20 protein-coding genes are annotated in these 21322 nt (G+C 63.9%); all 20 read right to left on the bottom strand.

All coding sequences use genetic code 11. The annotated features are described in order from the left end of the window. Positions 1–15 precede the first annotated feature (15 nt). The 20 genes from LDB29_RS13520 to LDB29_RS13425 all read right to left on the bottom strand — a co-directional run bounded on the left by LDB29_RS13520 (position 16) and on the right by LDB29_RS13425 (position 20822). Positions 16–1191: an alanine racemase gene (locus tag LDB29_RS13520; RefSeq protein ID WP_257554388.1), complete on the bottom strand. Its 1176-nt coding sequence runs from the start codon at positions 1189–1191 to the stop codon at positions 16–18. A gap of 13 nt (positions 1192–1204) precedes the next feature. Further along, positions 1205–2065, bottom strand: a complete 861-nt coding sequence (locus LDB29_RS13515) for a GNAT family N-acetyltransferase (RefSeq protein ID WP_257554387.1) — start codon at positions 2063–2065, stop codon at positions 1205–1207. Positions 2066–2256: 191 nt separating this feature from the next. Beyond that, complete coding sequence (locus LDB29_RS13510) at positions 2257–2958, bottom strand: cupin domain-containing protein (protein ID WP_257554385.1); 702 nt, start codon at positions 2956–2958, stop codon at positions 2257–2259. A gap of 5 nt (positions 2959–2963) precedes the next feature. Beyond that, positions 2964–3632, bottom strand: coding sequence for a haloacid dehalogenase type II (locus LDB29_RS13505; protein ID WP_044660245.1), 669 nt, complete (start codon positions 3630–3632; stop codon positions 2964–2966). Between the two features lie 235 nt (positions 3633–3867). Next, positions 3868–4860 (bottom strand): ornithine cyclodeaminase family protein, encoded by a 993-nt coding sequence (locus LDB29_RS13500; RefSeq protein WP_257554381.1) that lies wholly within the window; start codon positions 4858–4860, stop codon positions 3868–3870. 25 nt (positions 4861–4885) lie between these two features. Next, positions 4886–5494, bottom strand: coding sequence for a hypothetical protein (locus tag LDB29_RS13495; protein ID WP_257554379.1), 609 nt, complete (start codon positions 5492–5494; stop codon positions 4886–4888). After that, positions 5491–6195: a HupE/UreJ family protein gene (locus tag LDB29_RS13490; RefSeq protein ID WP_025548334.1), complete on the bottom strand. Its 705-nt coding sequence runs from the start codon at positions 6193–6195 to the stop codon at positions 5491–5493. The genes LDB29_RS13495 and LDB29_RS13490 overlap by 4 nt, the downstream gene beginning before the upstream one ends. Then, on the bottom strand, positions 6192–6560 hold the full coding sequence (locus tag LDB29_RS13485) for a hypothetical protein (RefSeq protein ID WP_044660243.1): 369 nt from the start codon (positions 6558–6560) through the stop codon (positions 6192–6194). Before LDB29_RS13485 ends, LDB29_RS13490 begins: the two co-directional genes overlap by 4 nt. A 27-nt stretch (positions 6561–6587) precedes the next feature. Continuing rightward, positions 6588–7328, bottom strand: coding sequence for a DUF4198 domain-containing protein (locus tag LDB29_RS13480; RefSeq protein WP_257554377.1), 741 nt, complete (start codon positions 7326–7328; stop codon positions 6588–6590). 140 nt (positions 7329–7468) lie between these two features. Continuing rightward, on the bottom strand, positions 7469–9262 hold the full coding sequence (locus tag LDB29_RS13475; protein WP_257554376.1) for an ABC transporter ATP-binding protein: 1794 nt from the start codon (positions 9260–9262) through the stop codon (positions 7469–7471). Further along, positions 9262–10089 (bottom strand): ABC transporter permease, encoded by an 828-nt coding sequence (locus LDB29_RS13470; protein WP_025548329.1) that lies wholly within the window; start codon positions 10087–10089, stop codon positions 9262–9264. The genes LDB29_RS13475 and LDB29_RS13470 overlap by 1 nt, the downstream gene beginning before the upstream one ends. After that, positions 10086–11078, bottom strand: coding sequence for an ABC transporter permease (locus LDB29_RS13465; protein WP_048577285.1), 993 nt, complete (start codon positions 11076–11078; stop codon positions 10086–10088). The genes LDB29_RS13470 and LDB29_RS13465 overlap by 4 nt, the downstream gene beginning before the upstream one ends. Next, complete coding sequence (locus tag LDB29_RS13460) at positions 11063–12601, bottom strand: ABC transporter substrate-binding protein (protein ID WP_044660240.1); 1539 nt, start codon at positions 12599–12601, stop codon at positions 11063–11065. The genes LDB29_RS13465 and LDB29_RS13460 overlap by 16 nt, the downstream gene beginning before the upstream one ends. A 208-nt stretch (positions 12602–12809) precedes the next feature. Continuing rightward, positions 12810–14015, bottom strand: a complete 1206-nt coding sequence (locus LDB29_RS13455) for a DUF1624 domain-containing protein (protein WP_257554374.1) — start codon at positions 14013–14015, stop codon at positions 12810–12812. A gap of 169 nt (positions 14016–14184) precedes the next feature. After that, positions 14185–15339 carry a M20 aminoacylase family protein gene (locus tag LDB29_RS13450; protein WP_048577284.1) on the bottom strand — a complete coding sequence of 385 codons (1155 nt, stop codon included), beginning with the start codon at positions 15337–15339 and terminating at the stop codon, positions 14185–14187. A gap of 15 nt (positions 15340–15354) precedes the next feature. Then, a complete protein-coding gene (locus LDB29_RS13445; protein ID WP_025548322.1) occupies positions 15355–15849 on the bottom strand; it encodes an Lrp/AsnC family transcriptional regulator in 495 nt (164 codons plus the stop codon). A 20-nt stretch (positions 15850–15869) separates the two neighbouring features. Further along, positions 15870–17258, bottom strand: a complete 1389-nt coding sequence (locus LDB29_RS13440; RefSeq protein WP_257554370.1) for an aspartate aminotransferase family protein — start codon at positions 17256–17258, stop codon at positions 15870–15872. Between the two features lie 153 nt (positions 17259–17411). Continuing rightward, on the bottom strand, positions 17412–18482 hold the full coding sequence (locus LDB29_RS13435; protein ID WP_025548319.1) for a tartrate dehydrogenase: 1071 nt from the start codon (positions 18480–18482) through the stop codon (positions 17412–17414). Between the two features lie 22 nt (positions 18483–18504). Further along, positions 18505–19968, bottom strand: a complete 1464-nt coding sequence (locus tag LDB29_RS13430; RefSeq protein WP_257554368.1) for an NAD-dependent succinate-semialdehyde dehydrogenase — start codon at positions 19966–19968, stop codon at positions 18505–18507. Then, positions 19965–20822 (bottom strand): GNAT family N-acetyltransferase, encoded by an 858-nt coding sequence (locus LDB29_RS13425; RefSeq protein ID WP_257554367.1) that lies wholly within the window; start codon positions 20820–20822, stop codon positions 19965–19967. Before LDB29_RS13425 ends, LDB29_RS13430 begins: the two co-directional genes overlap by 4 nt. Between the last annotated feature and the right edge of the window lie 500 nt (positions 20823–21322).

Below are 21322 nucleotides of genomic sequence, written 5' to 3'. Positions count from 1 at the left end.
TGGCCTTCATTTGCATCACCAGCCGCGCATCCGCGACCACGTGGCGGATATGGCATGGCCGCCATGCTCGATCACATTATAGGTCTCGTGCTGCGCGCCGGTCGCGCAGGCATGATTGGGTAGAATTCGCACGCGCGATCCGAGGGGCAGGTCGGGCAATGCGGCGGTGCTGCCCTCGCGGAGCTTCAATATGCCATGTTCCTGGCTCGCATCCTCGACGATCAGATCGCCAAAGGGCATACCGTCAATATCGCAAACCAGCCCATAGCCCTGATCCACCGGATGCTTCTGCGTGCCCCGGTCGCGGGAGAGCGCCATCCAGCCGGCATCGATCAGGATCCAGCCCTTTTCGGGGCGGTGACCGATCACGGTCGCGACAACCGAAAGGGCGATATCGTCGAGCGCGCAGACACCGATGCCGTGCATCACAAGGTCGAAGAACATGAAGACGCCGGCGCGGACTTCGGTCACGCCGTCAAGATTGCGCGCGAAATGGGCGGTCGGGGTCGATCCCACGCTGACCACCGGCGCGGCATGCCCCGCGGCGCGCAGCGCTTCAGCCGCGGCGACGGCGGCGGCCCGTTCCGCCTCGGCCGCTTCGGGAAGGCCCACGCCGCCGCGCGCGCCATAGGACTCGCCCGCATGGGTCAGAACGCCGGCCAGTGTCACGCCGCCGTTTCGCAGACTGTCTGCCACCAGCAGCAAGGCCGGATCGTCCGGCGTAAGCCCGCCCCGATGGCCGTCGCAATCGATTTCGATCAGCACCTTGGGCATGGGTGCGCCATCCCGCGCGGCCTCGCCCAGTGCCTCGGCCTGATCGACCGAGTCGATCAGGACCGACAGGTCGATGCCGCGCGCCACCAGATCGCGTGTACGCCCGATCTTGTCCGGGCTGAGGCCCACCGCATAGCAGATGTCGGTAAAGCCGCCGGCGGCGAAATATTCGGCCTCCGCCAGCGTCGAGACGGTGATCGGCCCTTCGCCCGAGGGAAAGAGCCGCCGCGCCACGTCGATCGACTTGGCTGTCTTGACATGGGGGCGGAAGGTGACGCCAAGCACATCGAGCCGGCCGCGCAGCCGGGCGATGTTGCGATCGACCTTAGCGAGATCGAGCATGAGCGCCGGCGTTTCGATCGTGTCGACACGCTGGTCCGCGAGAGCCTGTTCCGATTGCATAACCGTATCGATCATCTCTTTCACCTCTTCAGCCGAGCGACTGGTTGGAGAGCGCGTATAACCGCACGCCATCCCGCGCCTCCGGGGGGGCGCCAAGCGCCATGCACAAGACTTCGCCCGCCTGCGGCAGGCCCAGGCTTTCGATCCACGGGCCGAGCCCGCCGCTGCGATACACGTCGATGCGGACGAAATCGCCCACATGGCGGGCGGCGAGCGCGGCGATCAGCGCCTTCGCATCCTCGTCGCTGGGGGCGATGACCGGCCCGATCACTACGCCCCGGCCCCAACGGCGTACACAGCCATAGCCCGCCGCCGCGCCGTCCCGCTCGATCACCAGCACATCGGCCATGGCAAACAGTGCGTTGAGCAGGTGCGTGCGATCCATTCCCGCACCCGCGCGGTCCAGCTCCATCAATGTCGCGCGGTCGTCGGCAGTGGCGGGACGCAGTGGCAGCGCTGGATCGAGTTCCGGCGTTTCAGCCAGCACTGCCTGATGCTGGATCACATTGTCGAAGGGCGTGAAACCCCGCTTGCGATAGAGCGCCTGTCCCTCGTCGGTGGAATTGAGGATGATGCGACGTCCCGCCGCGTCAGCGAGCAGGGCGTCCATCAGTCGCGCGCCGATCCCGCGCCGCTGCGCTTCGTCCGCCACGATGATCATACCCGCGGTGGCGAAGTCGTCGCCATAGGGCCACCAGAGCGCGGTGCCGACGAGGCGCCCGTTCATCTCGACACCGAACCCCCGGCCGAGATCGAACGCGAATGCCCAGTCCTCCGCACGGTAAGGCCATTGAACCGCCCGCGACAGGGCGAGCGCCTGGGGCAGATGATCGCGCGTCAGCGGCATTGCATCGCTCGTCACCGTCGTCTCGGGAAATATGTCGGTCATGTCGTCAGCCCCACGGAAATCATCGCGCGGGCGCGGCTGCGCGCGCGCAACCAACGCCCCCAGATATCAGTCTCATCAGAGGAAAACCGGGTCATCACGCCATCATCCTCTGGCGGCACCTTCCAAAGGCGCCAAAACCGCCATCTTGCATGCAGCGATGACGACAAATAGCGCCGCCATCGCTTTCTTCATCAGGAGACCGGACGCTGGGTGGCGTAGATCTTCTTTACATATTGCTCGCTCAGCCACGCGCAACCATCGCCGCGAACAAACATGCACACGTCGCCCTTGCGGAACGTCACGCTGCCTTTGTCATTGCTGAAGCTGACCTCTCCCTCCAGCAGCAGCATCAGTTCGACCTGGCGATAGGGAATCTGTCGCCGATGATAAGGCGTCGAGTCCCAGATGCCGCAGACGAATTCGCTGTTCGCCGACAGATAGTCGGTGTGGTTGCGGCAGGACGGAACGGGACCGAGCAGATTTTCGGCCGCCGGCGGACTAGATGGCGTCATGTCGGCGTCCAGATCGATCGCGACCGGCGTCGTCGCGCTGCCCGGACCCTGAGCAGGGGCGGTATAGACGATCGCGAGCAGATCGTCCGAAGCCCGCCAGCCGAAGTTCGATCCAACTGGCAGCACCACGCCATTGTCGGGCAGAACCGTCAGCGTCCGCGCATCGCTCTCGATCTCGAGCTGGCCTTCCAGCACCAGCACGAACTCGTCCGCCGCCAGTCCTTCGACCCGGCCTTCACCCCTCAAGGAGACGGCCGACACCTGCGCCGCGTTGTCGGCGAAGGCCGGCGCCTTGCGGCCGGCGAACCAGTCCGTCGCGGGCGCCGTGCCCGCGGCATAGGCGCGCATGTCGACGACCGCATCAACCGCTTGCTCGATCATGGCGCTCACAGACCCACCAGCCCTGGCAGCCCACCCAGATCGGGGATCTCGTTGACCTCATAATAGGCATTCATCGGCTCATGGCGGCGATTGACGAAGGCCTTGTCCTTGATGCCCAGGTCATAGGCGGTCATGAGGTCGTAGCGGAAGCTGGACGAGCAGTGCAGCACATCTTCAGGACCGCAGCCCAGCGTGTCGAACATATATTCGAATGCCTGCATGCGCGGCTTGTAGGCCTGGGCCTCCTCGGCGGTGCAGACGGTATGGAACGGCGCTTCAAGCTTTTCCACGCTGTAGGGGATCAGATCGACCATCGAATTCGACAGGATGACCAGCGGGATCTTCTCGCCCACGCGCTTGAGCGGCTCCACCACATCGGGGTGCGGATTCCAGGTCGGAATGGCGGCATAAAGCGCTTCGCCATCGGCATCGCGATATTCGGTGCCCGACCGCTTGCACGCGCGCTGCAACGCTTCGGCGACGACCTCGCGATAGGGCCGCCACGCGCCCAGCACGCCGTCCAGCCGATAGGCCGAGAAATAGTCGCAGAAATCCTCCAGGGCCCGTCCGGAAAGGCGGTCCGCATAAACCTGTCGCGCAACCGGCGCCATTTCAAAATTGATGAGGGTGCCATAGCAGTCGAAGGTGATGAACTTGGGCCTGAGAGTCGTCATGGAAACCCCTTCTACAAAAACGCTGAACCGTCCCGAACCGGGCGACGCGCGGTAGATCGTGCCGAGCGGCCTCCGAACGGCCATCGGTCGCTTCCCCCACGGATCGGCGGCACCGTCGCGCGGAGATTAGCGCTCGACTGCGACGCGATCCTGTTCTTCTTGGCTGCGGCCGTGGCACAACCTGACCTATATCTGTCACATCACGGCAGGATATACCGCGCCCGCCCGGCGCGAATCACGGCTTCATCGCGATCAGATGACGTGCGATGCAGAGATCCTGCAGGGCGATGCCTGAACTGTCGAATATGGTGATCTGGTCGGCTGACGTGCGCCCCGGATCGCGACCCTGCAAAACGTCGCCAATGGCGACGATGGCGCTGCGATCGCCGGCGAAATGTTGAAAGTCGCCCATGATGACCGACTGCGCCGGAAGGTCGCAATAGAGCGACGCTTGTTCGAACAGGGCAGGGGGAAGCTCCTGCTTGCCAGCAGCGTCCGATCCCATGCTGGCGACATGCGTGCCCGGACCTATCCAGCTCGCGTCGAACAAGGGCGCGCGCGCCGGCGTCGCCGTGACCACCATGTCGGCGCGGCGGCACGCCTCCTCCGCGCCCGCGCGGGCAGCCGTCAAGCCCTGTTCCTGCAACCGCGCGACGAACGCAGCGCCTTTGTCGGCGTCGCGCGCGACGACCAGTACCTCGGTGATCGGACGGACGCGGCGAAGGGCCATGACCTCGTAAAAGGCCTGGTTGCCGGCGCCTAAGATCGCAAGGGTGCTCGCGTCGGGACGCGCGAGCATGTCGGCCGCCACGGCGTCGGCCGCCGCGGTGCGATAGGCATTGACCAGCCCCGCCTCGATCACCCAGTCGATGCGTCCGACCTGTTGGTCGAAGAGCAAGATCAGCGAATTATGCCGCGGCAGACCGAGGGCGTCGTTGTCGGCCCAGAAGGACCCGACCTTCAGCCCCGCGAAGGACCCGGTGGCGGCCGACTTGATCGAAAAGCGGTTGGTCTGCTTCGACCCGTGCGCGATGACGGCGGGGAAAAGCACGGCATCGTCGACCGCTGCGATCAACGCTTCGCGTGCCGCGGCATAGGCCATCTCGTGCGAGACAAGCGCGGCCGATTCCTGTTCGGACATGAAGTGAATGACGATTACCCCTATTTCCGTGAAGATGGTGTTCAGTCGCTGAACTTCACCGACGCTATCCGAAAGGACGTGCCGCATGACGCGCGGCATATCCTTCCACCGATCATGTCCGTTCGAACAGCGTTTCGTAAAAGCCGTCGGTCTTGACCGTGATCGTCACGGGAACATCCTCGCGATTCTTCCAATACCAGCCATGGGTGCCGGCGAAGGGGGCGGTGAAGCTGCCTTGCGCGCCCTTGATGTCCTTCTGCTTCCAATAGTCGGTGAATTCGTCTTCCTTGCCGCCGATCGGTTCGCCATGCATGTCCGCGCGCACCGGGCCGGTCGCGGTCCAGCGGAAGTTGAAAGTGTCGCCGACCTTCATCCGGGCTTTGATCTCCATCCCGCTGTGCGGGGCGAGCGTGATCGTTTTGGTGTCGCTCCGGAAGGCAGTGGCCTTGGCGATGCTCGCCTGCGTCTGGGGCGGCACCGTATAGGCTGCGGGAGCTGGCGGCGGCCCGGCTTCTTCCGCGGGTTCCGCGGCATCCTGGTCCCCCGCCATCGCGGTAAGGCCGATCGCCCGGCCGACGCCCGTCACATCAACACCATATTCGGCGGGCAGCACGAACAGCAGCAGGATCGCCGCGCCGGCCACTCCGGCGGCGAGGGCCGCGCGCCAGAGGGTGGCTGGCTGCGCCCGATAGGGCGCCGCGACAGAGGCCGTGGCAGTCATAGGCTCTTCTCCATCATGAAGCCGGCGAACTGATAACCGGTCAGGACGATTCCGGCACACATCAACGCGCTGTTGGCGATGACGACATTGCGCGTGAAACTGGGCGATCGCCGCCACAGGCCCATCAGGATCAGGATGACGCTGAGCGCCATGAACTGGCCCATCTCCACGCCCACATTGAAGCTGACGAGATTGGGGATCAACCCCTCGCGCGAGGCGATCAAGTCCTGAAGCTTGGTGGCAAGGCCGAACCCGTGAAAGAAGCCGAAGACCAGCACGGCCACCTTCTGATTGGGCTGAAAACCCAGCAACGTCGGAAAGGCGCCGAGGTTGTCGAGCGCCTTGTACACGACCGACAGCCCGATGATGGCATCGATCAGGAACGGATTGGCGTGAATGTTGAAAAAGACGCCCGCCAGCAGCGTCGTGCTGTGTCCCAGCGCGAACAGGGTCACATAGGTGCCGACATCCTTCAGCCGGTACAGGAAGAAGATGACGCCGAACAGGAACAGCAGATGATCATATCCCGTCACCATATGTTTGGCGCCGAGATACATGTAGGGCACGATGTTCATGCCGGGATTGTTCTGGATGAAGGCCTTGTCACCCTCCGCCACGCCATGCGCCGCGGCGAGGTCGGTGAGACCTGTCGCAAGCGCGAGACCGGCTAGCCCCAATAGGGCGGCGCGTCGGCCGTTCATTTGATGGCGAAGGTCGCCGACTGGCGGGCCTGGGTCTGCTTGTTGATCACGAGCACGCCCACGCGCGCGCCGCTCGGGATCTGGGCACCCTTTGCAACGAACTGATTGCCCTTCGCCGCCACCAGCGGAACGTCGGTCTTTTTGCCGCCCGCCGTGACGATGAGCTTGCCGGTCATCAACGCGGCCGGCACTTCGTCACCATCCTCCATGATATAGAGGGATGCGCCGGCCGGCGTGCGGACCAGTTCGAAGATGGTCTCACCGACCTCTGCGACCTGGCCGCCGTGGCGCGGCTTGTCATCGCCATGAGCGAATGCGGGCGTGACGGCGAGCGCGGAGGCGATCGCGAAGGATAGGAACTTCATCGAGGATTCTCCCATTTTCGGCCAGGCTTATTCGGGTTTGTGAGGTAGCGTGAAAGCCAGTGTCGCGGTGTGCTCGTAGCGATCCGTCTTGGCCGGATTGTCGCTCGGCGTGACCAGGACCGCGCGGATGACGTTCAATCCCTGGTTGCGCACCGGGAACGTCACCGTGCCGTCAGCCCTGGTCTTGACTTCCACCGCATCGGGGTCGTTGACGAAGTCGTTGATCACTCCAGCCCCTGCCACGGGCTTGCCCATCCAGGTCACGCGATAGGTCAGCGGCTCGCCCAGCTTTTCGGGAATTTTGCCGACGGGAACGATCTGCAGCGCCTGTGCCGGTATCAGCGGCACCGGCTTGGTCAACGGACCCTGGATCGACACAGCATATTTGATCGTCGTCTCGGTCTTGGTCGAGTTCGGAACTTCTTCCCTGGTCTTTTTGACGATCTCGCCGCCGGGCACCCAGGACCAGGTGCCATTCTGAAGCACGGCGCTCACGATCGCCGGCGGCTCGTCGGTATCCACGACGACCAGCGGCCCATTGGTGCGCAGTTGCGCGCCGACCGGATTGAGGTCGGTGTCCCATGCCTGCACGCTTTCCATATTAGGCTGACGCTTGACGGATTCCAGATCGTCGGCGCCGACGCCATAGATGACGGCGATCTGCTTGGCGCGCTGGGCGAAGTAGATGCCGTGCGCCTGGACGATGGTCGGTGTGACAAGGGCGACCGCCGCCGCAGTCGACCAGATGAGGGATTTCAGTTTCGCCACGCTTTTTCTCCTCCACGGTTGTGGGGTCGAGCCTATGGCGGGGGATCAGCAGGATTCACCAATTTGACACATGCTTCGGTATGTTACGCCGTATCCACCGGCTTCAGAAGCACGCGATGCAGCGGCCGCCGCGCCCTCTGCTACCGCGCCAATTCCTCTTCCGTCCGATGGCACAGGATGATGTTGCCGGCGGCCATCGACTGCAAGGGCGGCGCGATCGTGTCGCAACGTCCGCTTATCGCGATCGGGCAGCGCGGCAGGAACCGGCAAAGCGCGGGCTGCTCGTTCATCCCGGCAAAAGGGGCGCTGTTCCGGAAGCTTTCGTCAGCCAGCCAGTCGGTCCGCATTTCCGGAACCGAGGAGATCAGCAGATCGGTATAGGGGTGGAAGGGCGCTGTGGAATAGCTTTCGCATCGGCCGCTTTCCACCCGCGTACCCTTGTACAGGACCACGATATCGTCGCACAGGGCTTTGACCGTGGCGATGTCATGGCTGATGAACAGATAGGCGAGGCCAAGCTCGCGTCGCAGGTCCGCCAGTAGGTCGAGGATCGCGCCTCGAACCACCGTGTCGAGCGCCGATGTCACTTCGTCGCACAGAATGACGTCGGGTTCGGCTGCCAGCGCGCGCGCCAGATTGACGCGCTGCTTCTGCCCGCCCGACAATTCGCCGCACCGTCGATCGGCAACGCCTGCCGGCAAGCGGATCAGGTCGAGCAATTGCGCGACCCGCCGGCCCGCTTCCGCGCCACTGACCCCATGATAGAAGCGCAGCACCCGCCCCAATATGTCGCCCACATTATGCGCCGGGTTGAGCGCGACATCGGCATTCTGGAACACGATCTGCACGCGGCGCAGCTGTTCGCGTGTCCGCCCCGACACCGTCTGCGCAAGCCCCTCTCCATCGAGCGTCACCTGACCGGCGGTCGGCGCGAGCAGACCGGCGACGACGCGCGCGACGGTCGACTTGCCCGATCCGGACTCGCCGATCACGCCGACCGCCGCGCCCCGGCCGATCGTCAGGCTGACGTCGCTCAAGACCGGATTGGCGGGGCGGCCTGCCTTGTCCACCGGACCGTAGCCGGCGAAGATGCCGTGGATCGCCAACAGCGGCTCTGGCGCGCGGGCAGCCGGAGCGGCCACCGCGACGACTGGATGCGCCGCCGCCATCAGCGTCTTGGTATAATCGTCGGTGGGTGCTTCCAATATGGTGCGGACGTCATTCTGCTCGCGCACCCGGCCGCGATTGAGCACCAGAATATGGTCTGCCATCTGCGCGACCACCGCCAGGTCGTGCGACACATATACCCCGGTCGCTCCCTGTTCGCGCACGACTCGGCGGAAGGCCTGAAGCACCTCCACCTGCGTCGTCACGTCCAGCGCGGTCGTGGGTTCGTCGAAGATCACCAGGTCCGGCCTGGTGATCAGCGCCATCGCCGCCATCAACCGCTGAAGCTGCCCGCCCGACAATTCGTGCGGATAGCGGCTGCCGATCGTCTCGGGATTGGGCAGTGCGAGCGCGCGGAAAAGATCGACCGCTCGCTGCCGCGCCGTCGCTGGCGAGGCGGTGCGGTGGATCAGCGCGGGTTCGATCACCTGATCGATCACCCGCCGCGACGGGTTGAACGCCGCCGCGGCGCTCTGGGCGACATAGGTGATGCGATGGCCTCGCTGCGCGGCAAGCGATCGGGCACCCACACCGTCAAGGGTCGCGTCGCCCACCCGAATGTCGCCGCTGATGGCTGCGCCGCCTCGACCATGGCCCATCAGCGACAGGGCGATCGTGGTTTTGCCTGAACCCGACTCGCCGATCAGCGCCAGCATTTGCCCCCGGGCGACATCGAAGGAGATGTCATCGACGATCCGCAGCGGCGCGCCATCGGGACCGCGCACGGTGACGCAGAGATCGCGCACCTCGACATGGGCGTCCGCCATCACTTCACATTCCCCTGCGTGGCTGCATCGATCAGCAGGTTGACGCCCACCGTCAGGCTGGCGATCGCCACCGCCGGCGCCATGATCGCAAGCGCGCCCTCGGCCAGACCAGAAACATTTTCGCGCACGAGCGCCCCCAGGTCAGCCTCGGGCGGTTGCAGGCCGAGGCCCAGGAAGCTCAGGCCAGACAGCAGCAGCACGATGAAGACGAACCGCAATCCGATATCGGCGCATAGCGGCCGGATCATGTTCGGCAACATTTCGACCAGCGCGATATGAATCCGCCCTTCGCCGCGCGCGCGCGCGACCTCCACATAATCGAGCCGGGCCAGCCCAACCGCGAGCGAACGCGCGATCCGGAAGTTACCTGGAACATAGGTAATCGCGACGATCAGCGTCAACAGCAGCACCGACGATCCGAAGGCCGCGACCAGCACCAGCGCGAATATCTTGCTGGGAATCGATATCAAGGTATCCATTGCGCGTGACAGGAGCTCGTCGAGCCAGCGCGGACCGACCGCCGCTGTCAAGGCCAGCCCGGTCCCGAGCGCGACCGCGATGGCGACCGCGATCGCGGACAGCCCCATGGTAAGGCGCGCTCCCACCAGCAGACGGCTCAGCACGTCGCGGCCCAGGAAATCGCTGCCGAACCAGAATTGGCTGGTCGAACCGGCGAAGACCTCTTCGCTGACGAACGCACCGGGCGGGTAGGGAGCGACAAGGGGGCCGAGGATCGCCGCGAGGATCCAGAAGCCGACAAGCGCAAGCCCGATCTTGCCCGAAAGGGGCAAGGCGCCGGCGCGGCGAAGGAGCGATCTTCGCTTCATCCCTGCCGCAACCTCGGATTGGCCAGGATCGCGACGGTGTCCGCGATCAGCACGAGCAGAAGATAGGCGGCGCAGAAGATCATCGCGCAGGCCTGAAGCAGGGGCATGTCGCGCGAAGTGACCGCGTTCACCATCAGGCTGGCGAGCCCGGGATAGCTGAAGATCGTTTCCACGATGATCGCACCTCCGAAAAGATAGGACAGGCTGAGCGCCATGGCATTGACGATGGGACCGACCGCGTTGGGCAGGACATGGCGAAAGATCAGCCGGCTGCGCCCGACGCCCTTGAGCTGAGCCATTTCGACATAAGGGCGATCCAGTTCGGCGATGATGGCGGCGCGGACCATCCGTGCCAGCTGCGCAACCACGCCAACCGTCAGAACCATGACCGGCATGGCATAGGCGCGGACGAATTCGGCCAGTGTCGGGTCCTTCGGAATGAGAGCGATCGACGGCAGCCAGAGCAGTTTGACGGCGAAAACCAGCACCGCGATCGTCGCCACCAGGAATTCGGGCAGCGCGACCATGGACAAGGTGAGGATGTTGAGCGCGCGGTCGAGCTTGCGTCCTCGGGCGACCGCCGACGCGATCCCGATCAGGAAGGCCAGAGGAACCGAGACGAGGGCGGCGAGCGCTGCGAGCGTCAGCGTGTTGGGCAAGCGTTCCGCGATGATATCGGCGACCGGCTTGTTGGCGACAAGGGACTGGCCCGGATCGCCGACGAGAATGCCCTGGAGCCAGCGCGCATAACGGACCGGGCCGGGCTGATCGAGGCCCATTTCATGGCGCAGCGCCGCCACCTGTTCGGGCGTGGCGCTCTGCCCCAGCACTTCCTGCGCAGCGTCGCCGGGCAGCAGCCCGCTGATCGTGAAGATGACCAAGGATACCAGAAACAGAGTGAGGAAGGCGAGTCCGATGCGCTTGACGATGAGCCTCAGCGGCCCCCGCCAGCGGGACATGGCAGGCGCGCCGCTCATGCGTCCCACCATGCATGTTCGGCGAAGTTATAGCCCATGAAGGCGCCTAGAGGGATTGGGAACATGCCCTTGAGACGCCGGTCATACCCGTCGAGAAGGCTGATGAAGGTAGGAATAGCCAGCCCGCCATGCTCATGGATGATCCACTGCATATCGCCGTAAATCTCCTTGCGCAGCGCGGCGTCGGTCGTGCTCCGCGCTTCGAGCAACAGCCGGTCGAAGCGCGCATTGTTCCATCCGGTTTCGTTCGTCGGTGCCTTGGACTGGAAGAACAGGCTGAACATCATGTCGGTCGTCGGCCGCTGGTTGGTGTTGCCGAACGTCATCGGGTGCCTCATCCAGTGGGTCGCCCAATAGCCGTCGCTGGGCACGCGATTGATGGCTAGCTTCAGGCCGATTTGCGCGGCGTGTTCCTGCAGCACTGTTCCCATGTCGATGGACGCATTGGCGACCGGCGCGGCATAGACCGGCAGTCGCACACCCAATAGACCTGACCGTTTGAGGAGGAACTTCGCCCGATCCGGGTCGAACGGGCGCTGTGGGATGTGGGGATTGAAATTGGGATCGGCGGGCGAGATCGGCTGGTCGTTCGCGATCGTGGCAAAGCCGCGGAACAGCGCGCGCTTGATCAGTTCGCGATCCTGCAGATATTTCATCGCCAATACGAAATCCGGGTTGGCGGTTACCGGATTGTCGCGGCGCATGATCAGGTTGGTGAACAGGCCCGAGGGGATTTCCATGATGGAATGGGTGGACGTGGCGCGCACGCGCTTGACCGAACCCGGACCGATGGCATTGACCATCTGCACATCGCCCGACAGCAACGCGTTGACGCGCGAGATTTCGTCGGGGATCGCGATCAGTTCGATCTCGTCGAGATAGGGTCGGCCCGGCTTCCAGTAATTGCGGTTCTTGCGCACGATGGTGCGAATGCCCGGCGCGAACTCATGCAGGGTGTAGGGCCCGGTGCCGTTCGCCTTGCTGAAATCGCGGCGGCCATTTTCCACGATCAGGAAATGCGACACGGCCAGGATCGCGGGCAGATCGGGATTGGGGCCGGTCAGCCGCAATTGCAACTCGAGCGGCCCGGTCTGCCTCGCGCCGGCGAACTGGTCGGCGACCGTCTTCACCTTGGACCCCGCAGCCGGGTCGCGGTGGCGCAGCAGCGAAAAGATGACGTCCGCGGCCGTCAGCGGCTTGCCGTTGTGGAAATGCACGCCGCGACGCAGGCGGATATTCCACACGATATTGTCCTGGCTCACGATCCGGTCGGCCAGTCCCGGTTGACCGCGCAGCTGCCCGTCAAACTGTGTGAGGCCGCTGTAGAGCATGTAGTGCCGAATATAGTCGGTAGCAGTGCTGCCCTTGGCCGGGTCGAGCGTGTCGGCGGTGGAGGCATTGGTGCTGGCGATGCGGATGCGTCCGCCGGCCTTGGGTCTACCGGTCACTCCGCTCGCGCCGCCGACCGTCATCCCCGCAGCCAGTCCCCCCAGCAGCATCCGCCGGGACAGATCGGTGGAAATGACATTGGCCATGGATTGTCCCTGTTCCTTCATGTGAATGCACTAGGGCATGAATGGGGCGCTGCCGTCCCAAGCCTATCGCCATTTGCAATCGGTCTCTGCCGATTTGTCGCGGCGGTCCGGCATTGCCCGGCATCTTGTGCCGCTCGTCCGGCAGTTTGTGCGGCAGGTCGGGCGGCCGACTCGTCCTTGTCGGATGGTGGGTCGGCCGGCCTGCCGGTCAGAAATATTTGAGCCAGGCGATATCCCGGCGGCGACGCTTCAGTCGCGCGAACCAGGCCGTCGGAATGTAGAGCGGCAGGATCATCGCGGCGTACCAGACGAACACCCAGTTATAATTGTCGAACCCGAAATTCGCGCCGTGGTTGGGACCCCAGATCGCGAGCGCACTGTGGTAGAGGATACGCAGCACGGACAGATGCAGCAGATAGAAGAACATGGGCGCGCCACCGAACACGGCCAGCGCGGCGATGAGCGGCGAATCCTTGATCCGCTCGAACAGCGCCAGCAACAACGCGCCGCCGCCCAGCGTGGGCAGCAGGAACAGCAGCGACGGCGGATATTTGGTCATCGAGATGAAGCTCACCAGCGTGCGCACCGGGTCCCCCTCGATCGCATGCCAGGGTTTGTCACCATAGATGTTGAGCAGGCGCAGAAGGATGAACGTCAGGATCATGCCAAAGCCCAGCAAGAGCAGGCGACGCTGGCGCGTGGCCGGGTCCACCTCCGGCCGGAACCAGGGCCCGATGCCGAAGCCCAGCGATATGACGCCCAGCCACGGCAGGAGCGGGTAGGTCGTCTTCGCCACGAAACCCAATGGCAGCAGGATTGTGTCACGCTGATGCAGCAGTGCCCAGAGCGGGAAAAAACTATCGCCCTGTGCCAACCGGATCGGATCGAGCAGATTGTGGAAGCAGACAAGGACGATGCCAAGGCCGATCAGCACCGGGCGCGGCAGCCGCATCAATCCGGCCAGAGCGATCATGCAGATGCCGATACACCAGATGACCTGGAGCCAGAATGTGGGCTGCGGCACGATTCCCCAGTAGAGCGGCGACAGGAACAAAAGCTCGATCGCGATGAGCAACAGGCCACGCTTCACAAGGAAGCCGGTTGTCTCCCGCGTTGTGTGATGAATGCTGAACAGATAGACGCCAAGCCCCGTCAGGGCGACAAATATGGGTGCGCAGAAGCTGACGATGAACCGCGCGATACCCATTGCGGGCAAGCCCATGCGCGCATCGAACGGGTCGGTAACGTTGACATAGACAAACCATGTCTCGCGCAAATGGTCGAGCAGCATCAGCACCATCACGAAACCTCGCAGGGCATCGATATTCTGGAGCCTTCCCGCCGCTGCGGCGGCCGGTGTCTTGGACGCGCTCATTCCGACCGCGCCATGTGTCATCGAAGCGTTGCTAGCCATGTCCCGTCCCCATCACCGATCAGCATCGATCCATGCCGATCATGATCATGTTACGAAGCGACGTGTATCGAGTTTCGCCGGGCATCGGCGCTTCCTGCCGGACCAGTCGCTTCAGATGAAAGATTATAGCGTCTTTGTGCTTCGGCATGCTCCCTGCCGACCAGAGTCGTCATTTTCCCGCCGCAAGGTGTCTCTCGACCAGCGCGACATGGAGCCTCACGCCCAGTTCCAGCACATCGTCGTTGAAGTCATAATGCGGATTATGCAGCGGGGCGGATCCTTCCGGCTTCGCCTGTCCCAGCCAGATATAAGCGCCCTTGCAGGCCTGCAGCATGAAAGCGAAATCCTCCGACGTGAAGGCGGGATCGGGGGCCAGCCGTGCTTCGCCCACGGTCGCAGCCGCTTCGAGCGCCTCCTGCGCGGCCTCGGCGTCGTTGATCGTCGCCGGATAATAGCGGTCATATGTCACCGTCGCGGTGACTTCCCCGGCCAGCCCCACGCCTGCCGCCATCTGGCGTATCGACGCTTCGATGCGATCCTGTATCTGGGGGTCGAAGGTGCGAACGGTGCCGGATATGATCACCGCCTCGGGTATGACATTATGCGTATGTCCACCATGAATCTGCGTGATCGAAAGGACGGCGGAGGCCGTCGGCGCGACCCGGCGCGACACGATGCCGTTCAATTGCTGCACCAATGCCGCCGCGGCAAGGATCGCGTCCGGCGTGTCCTGCGGAATGGCGGCGTGGCCGCCACGCCCTTCCAGCCTGATTTCGAACTTGTCGGCAGCGCCCATGATCGGACCGGGCCGGGTGGCGATGGTTCCGGCAGGGAGATCCGGCCAGTTGTGTACGGCAAAGACGCGATCGCAGGGAAAGCGGTCGAACAACCCTTCCCGCACCATTTCGCGCGCGCCGCCATGGCCTTCCTCGGCCGGCTGGAAGAAGAAATGGACCGTGCCGTCGAAGGTGCGGCTGCGGGCCAGATGCTGCGCCGCGCCCAGCAGCATGGCGACATGCCCGTCATGTCCGCAACCGTGGAAATGGCCGGGGTTACGACTGGCGTAAGGAAGGTTTGTCTGTTCGTCGATCGGCAGCGCGTCCATATCCGCCCGCAGCCCGATGCAACGCGCCGAACTGCCATTGCGCAGCACGCCGACGACGCCCGTTCGCCCAATTCCCTCGTGCACCTCCAGTCCGAGAAGGCGCAGCTGCTCGGCGATCCGACCCGCCGTGCGATGCTCGCTGAAAGCCAGTTCCGGATGGGCGTGGATGTCCCGGCGAAAGGCGACGAGCGGTTCGATGAGGTCGGCAATGTCGGTCATGGATCGCGCTCCGCCCTATCGCTGTTCGCCAAACAGATGCTGAATGGGATAATGATGCTTGATGAAAGGAGACTTGATGACGACGTAGCTGAAATATTTCTCAATTCCATAGTCGCTTTCAAGCATATTCTCGATGATCGACTGATAATGGGCGACGCCGCGCGTCACGAATTTCAGAAGATAGTCGTAGCCGCCGCTCACAAGGTGACATTCGACGATCTCGTCGAGCTTGCGAATTCTTGCCTCGAACCTGGAAAAGTCGCCTGAACGATGCTCCGTCAGCGTGACTTCGGTAAACACGGTCAGAAATTCACCGAGTTTGTGGAGATTGATATGCGCGCCATAACCCGTGATATATCCGGCCTTCTCCAGCCGCTTGACGCGGGTCAGGCAGGGGCTGGGGGACAGGCCGACCGCGTCGGCCAGCTCGACATTGGTGACGCGGCCCGACTGCTGAAGCTGCGAGAGGATCTTGAGATCAATCCTGTCCAGTCTGGGTCCGCCCAACATGTTCCTAGCCCCCTTATGTCTTACCCGACAACCGCGCGAATATCCGCCTCTTCCAGCAGGTCGTCCAGCGTTTTGCGGATGCGCGCGAAGATCATGTCCATCTCCTCGTCCGACGCGCACAGCGCCGGGGCAAGGCCGATGATATTGTCGCCGAAGGCACGGAAGATGACGCCATTCTCATAGCCTTTGGCGAAAAGGCGATCGGGCAGTTTCAGGGCAGGATCGAACCGCTCCTTGCTGCCCTTGTCCGCCACCAGCTCGATCGCGCCGAGCAGGCCCCGGCCACGCGTATCGCCCACCATCGGATGATCGGCGATAGCCCTCAGCCCCGCTTCAAACCGCGCGCCGACCCTCTGGCCGTTCGCCAATATACCGCCTTCGGTGTAGAGGCGCAGCACCTCCAGCCCGACGGCCGCGCTCACCGGATGGCCCGAATAGGTCGCCCCATGGCCGATCACCGCGTCAACCGCCGCGCCGTCGGCGATGCCCTGATAAACCTTGTCCGACATCAGTACCGCGCCCATCGGCACATAGCCGGAGGTCAGCCCCTTCGCGACCGTGATCAGATCGGGCGCGACGCCCTCCGCCTCGCAGGCGAACATCGGGCCGGTGCGTCCGAACGCCGTGATGACCTCGTCCGCCACCATCAAGATGCCGAGTTCGTCACAGGTGGCGCGGATCGCCTTTAGCCAGCCGACCGGCGGCACGATCACGCCGCCAGACCCCTGGATCGGTTCGCAGAAGAAGGCCGCGACATTGTCCGCGCCCAGTTCGGCCACCTTGTCCTTCAGTTGCTGGACAGAGCGCGCGATGATGCCATCATCATCGCCTTCCAGGTCACTGCGATAGGGATAGGGGGAGGGGATATGATGCTGCCAGCGCAGCGGCAGGTCGAAATTGCGGTGGAAATTCGCAAGTGCGGTCAGCCCTGCCCCCGTGCTGGTCGAACCGTGATAGCCTCGGTCCAATGCGATGCACTGCTTTTTCGTCGGCTTGCCGATCGCGTTGTAATAATGGGTGATATAGCGGATCGCGGCATCGACCGCATCCGATCCGCCCAGGGTGAAATAGACATGATCCAGCCCCTCGGGGCTGAGGTCGACAAGTCGTTGCGCCAGCCGCGCAGCCGGTTCGTTGCCGAAATGGAAATAGCCGGTGGCGTAGGGCAGGCGACGCATCTGCTCTGCCGCGACCTCGACGATGCTGTCGTGGCCATAGCCCACATTGACGCACCACAGGCCGGCGAAGGCGTCCAGAAGTTCGCGCCCCTCCATGTCGGTCAGCCACATGCCCTTGCCGCTTTGCAGCATGGTTGCACCTCGCGCCTCATGCGCACGGAAGGATGTGACGGGATGGATCAGATGGTCGCGGTCGATGTCGAGCAACGACCGGTTGGAATGGAGCGTCATGAGTGGGCTCGCTGTTGTGATCATGGTCCAAGCCTAGCCGCATGTGGCGGAGCGAAAGGCCGATGTGCGCCGGGCAGCGACCCGTACTCGCCCTTTAGGCGGGAGCCGGCGGCATAATCTGCCGCCGGCTGGACATGGCGCTTGGCAGCCGCTTCAGCCGATCGCGTCCGCGATCGCCCTGCCGCATTGTTCGGTCGTGGCTTTGCCCTTGAGGTCTCCCGTGCGCAGAGCCGGCTCGGCAAGCACCGTCTCGACGGCCCGCATGATCGCGCCAGCGGCCTCCACCTCGCCCAGATGCTCGAGCATCATGGCGGCGGACCATATCTGGCCGACGGGATTGGCGATGCCCCTCCCGGCGATGTCAGGCGCCGATCCATGGACCGGTTCGAACAGGGATGGCGCGGTGCGATCGGGATTGATGTTGCCGGACGGCGCCACGCCGATGGTGCCGGTGCAGGCCGGGCCCAGATCGGAAAGGATGTCGCCGAACAGGTTGGATGCCACGACCACATCGAACCGGTCGGGGTTCAGCACGAACTGCGCGGTCAATATGTCGATATGATATTTATCGTGCGTGACGGTCGGGTAGTTTTTCGCCATTTCCTCGACCCGCTCGTCCCACCAGGGCATGGTGATGGCGATGCCGTTGGACTTTGTTGCGGAAGTCAGATGCTTGCGCTCACGCGTCGCAGCCAGTTCGAAGGCGTAGCGCAGCACCCGGTCGGTGCCGTGGCGGGTCATGACCGTCTCCTGGATCACCACCTCCCGATCAGTGCCGGAAAACATCTTGCCGCCGACCGAACTATATTCGCCCTCGGTATTTTCCCGCACGACCCAGAAATCGATATCGCCCGGCTCGCGTCCGGCAAGCGGGCAGGGCACGCCGGGCATCAGCCGCACCGGGCGCAGATTGACATATTGATCATATTCACGCCGAAACTGGAGCAGCGATCCCCAGAGCGAGACATGGTCGGGCACGATGTCGGGCCAGCCCACCGCGCCGAAGAAGATCGCATCGGGATTGCCGATCTGCGCCTTCCAGTCCTCCGGCATCATGACGCCATGCCGGGCATAATAGTCACAGCAGGCGAAATCCTGCCATTTCTGCTCGATGGCAAAGCCATAGAGGCTTGCCGCGCGTTCGAGCACGCGGATGCCCTCGGGCATGACTTCCTTGCCGATGCCGTCGCCTGGAATGACGGAAATGGAGTAGGTGCGCGTCACGAAATCCCCCTAGATGTCCGGATTACAGTTTGAGACCGCCGATGTGGAACGCCTTTGTCTCAAGATATTCCTCGATCCCCGCGTGGGCGCCCTCCCGGCCCAGGCCGGATTGTTTGATCCCGCCAAAGGGCGCCATTTCCATCGCCATGCCGCCCGTGTTCAGAACGACCATGCCCGCTTCCAGCCGCTCGCCCACGCGGAAGGCGCGGTGGAGATTTTCCGTGTAGAAATAGCTGGCAAGGCCAAAGCTGGTGTCGTTGGCTAGCGCGATCCCCTCCGCTTCGTCATGAAAGCGGAAAAGAGGAGCGACCGGTCCAAAGGTTTCCTCGCGTGCGAGGCGCATGTCGCGGGTGGCGCCGGTCAGGATCACGGGGGTAGCGAAGCGTTCCCCCGTCGCGCCTTCGGGCGCCTTGGCGAAGATGCTCGCTCCGTGGGAAAGCGCATCCTCGACATGCGCGTGCACCTTGTCGACGGCCGCCCGGTTGATGAGCGGGCCGATGGTGCTGCCATCCCGGTCGCCCGGCGCGACTTTGAGCGCTGAAACCGCCTTCGCCAGCTTCTGCGCGAAGGCGTCATAGACGCCGTCCTGCACGAGGATACGGTTGGCGCACACGCAGGTCTGGCCGGCATTGCGGAACTTGCTCGCCATGGTCGCGGCCACCGCCAGGTCCAGGTCGGCGTCGTCGAACACGATCAGCGGCGCGTTGCCGCCAAGCTCGAGACTGAGGCGCTTGATGGTGTCGGCACTCTGTCGCATCAGCAGCGCGCCTACCCGGGTGGATCCGGTGAAGGACAATTTGCGTACGGTCTCGCTGCCGGTCAGCACGCTTCCGATGGGGGCGGCCTGACCTGTGACGATGTTGATGACGCCTTTGGGGAAGCCCGCCTGCTCGGCCAGCTTGACCAGCGCCAGCGCGCTGAACGGCGTCAGTTCGGATGGCTTCACGACGACCGGGCAGCCGGCCGCCAGCGCTGGCGCGCACTTGCGCGTGATCATGGCGGAAGGAAAATTCCAGGGCGTGATCGCCGCCGACACGCCGACCGGTTCCTTCATCACCAGGATGCGGCGATTGGCTTCGGGCGCGGGGATCATACTGCCATCGATGCGCCGGCCTTCCTCGGCGAACCATTTGACGAAGCTTGCGGCATAACGGATTTCGCCCTCTGCCTCCGCCTTGGGCTTGCCTTGCTCTGCGGTCATGATGCGGCCGAGATCAGCGACATTGTCCATCATCAGCGTGTACCAACGCTCCAGCAGCGCCGCCCGTTCGCCGGCCGTCTTTGCGCGCCATGCCGGCCAGGCCGCCTCCGCCGCGTCGATCGCGGCCTGTGTGTCGGCTTCGCTGCAATCGGGGATCGTGCCGATGACCGCGCCGGTCGCCGGATTATCGACGTCCATCGTCGCGCCGGATCGCGCGCCCGTCCATTCGCCGTCGATATGGACGTGCTGGACGAAAAGGTCAGGATTGTTGAGTGAAATAGTCATCCGAGGGCCTGCGTCGTGAGAGTGAAAATCCGAGCCGAAGGGTCGGTCTTGGGTGGCCGACCACGCACCATGCGCGTCACCTCCGCAACCCGCGGCAGCCCGAGTTCCTCGAGCCAGTCGCCAAGGCCGCTTTCCGCCGGTATGTCGATGCGACAGAAGATGCCGGCATTGGACCCCAGCCAGTGGGAGATAAGCGCCTTCGCTCCGCCGCTATCCGGCGCGATCGTCGGGCCCACGACATGACCCCGGCCGAAGCGGCGGAACAGCGAAAAGCCGACCGGTTCATTGTCGCGGGTAAGCACCACCCCCTGCGCACCGGGCACCAGCGCATTCAACAGGGCGTCGCGATGCATCCCGGTGGCCCGGCGGGCAAGATCGTGCAGAGTGGGCATGTCCTTGGCTCCCAGCGGACGCACCCGTTCAGCTGGAATGAGTTCGGCGATCGGGACGGCAAAGGCGGCGCCCTGATGCTGGAACACCGGCCCGGCAGCTTCGAATCCCATTTCGGCGTAAAGCGGCTTCCCCTCGGCCGTGGCGTTGAGCAAGATCGTGCGTTCGCCCAGGTCGCTCAGCACCGCGTCCATCAACTGCCGGTCGATGCCGGATTCGCGCACTTGCGGCGAGACGGTGACCATCCCCAATGTCGCGGCGTCGGCGCCATAGAGCCACGCCATGGCCGTCCCTACGATGCCGTCCACGCTTTCCGCGACATAGCCGAAGCCAAGGCTCAGCAGAATCTCCCAATCCTCGACGCGGTGTGGCCATCTCTGAGCCTTGGAAAGCGACTGCGCGGCGGGCAGATCGTCCACCGTCATCCGTCGCAACGTCGCCATCGTACCTACGCTTGTCGCCATGCCGTCGCTCCCTGGCGGATGAAACACCCGCCTGATGCTTGTCCAGAAACCGACATGTAGTCACCCTGGCTAGCATTGGCTGCTGCCTTCGCCTTTTTTTCGAAAGATTATCGCGCGTAATTTCCCGTCGCGCCTGCACAAAATGCCGCGTCTTGCCCGGAATCGAAGATGAATGGCCGAACCGTGGGGTAGCAGGAACGCCTCTGCCCACGACGCTGCGATCGGGCGAAATTGCAATGTTGTGAACCGACGGGCCTTTCGATCAATGTGTCGACAGGCAGGGTGAAGCATCCCTGGTCCCCCTCCTTCTGCCTTCGGGCAAGAACAATGGTGGCCATTCCGGAGGGTTGGAGAAGAGCCCATGAACGACGGCCATGAATGGGATGCCGTGAGGAGAGACCTTTCTCGACCCGCTCTAGCCCGCGCCGCGGCGGTGAGCCAGAGGTCGGCTTTCTGCCGGAGATCATCGAACCAGTCGCGCGACATCTTCTCGACCGCGT

The organism is Sphingobium sp. CFD-2 (genome assembly GCF_024611135.1).
Classification (GTDB): Bacteria; Pseudomonadota; Alphaproteobacteria; order Sphingomonadales; family Sphingomonadaceae; genus Sphingobium; species Sphingobium fuliginis.
This window is presented reverse-complemented; position numbering and strand designations above follow the sequence as displayed.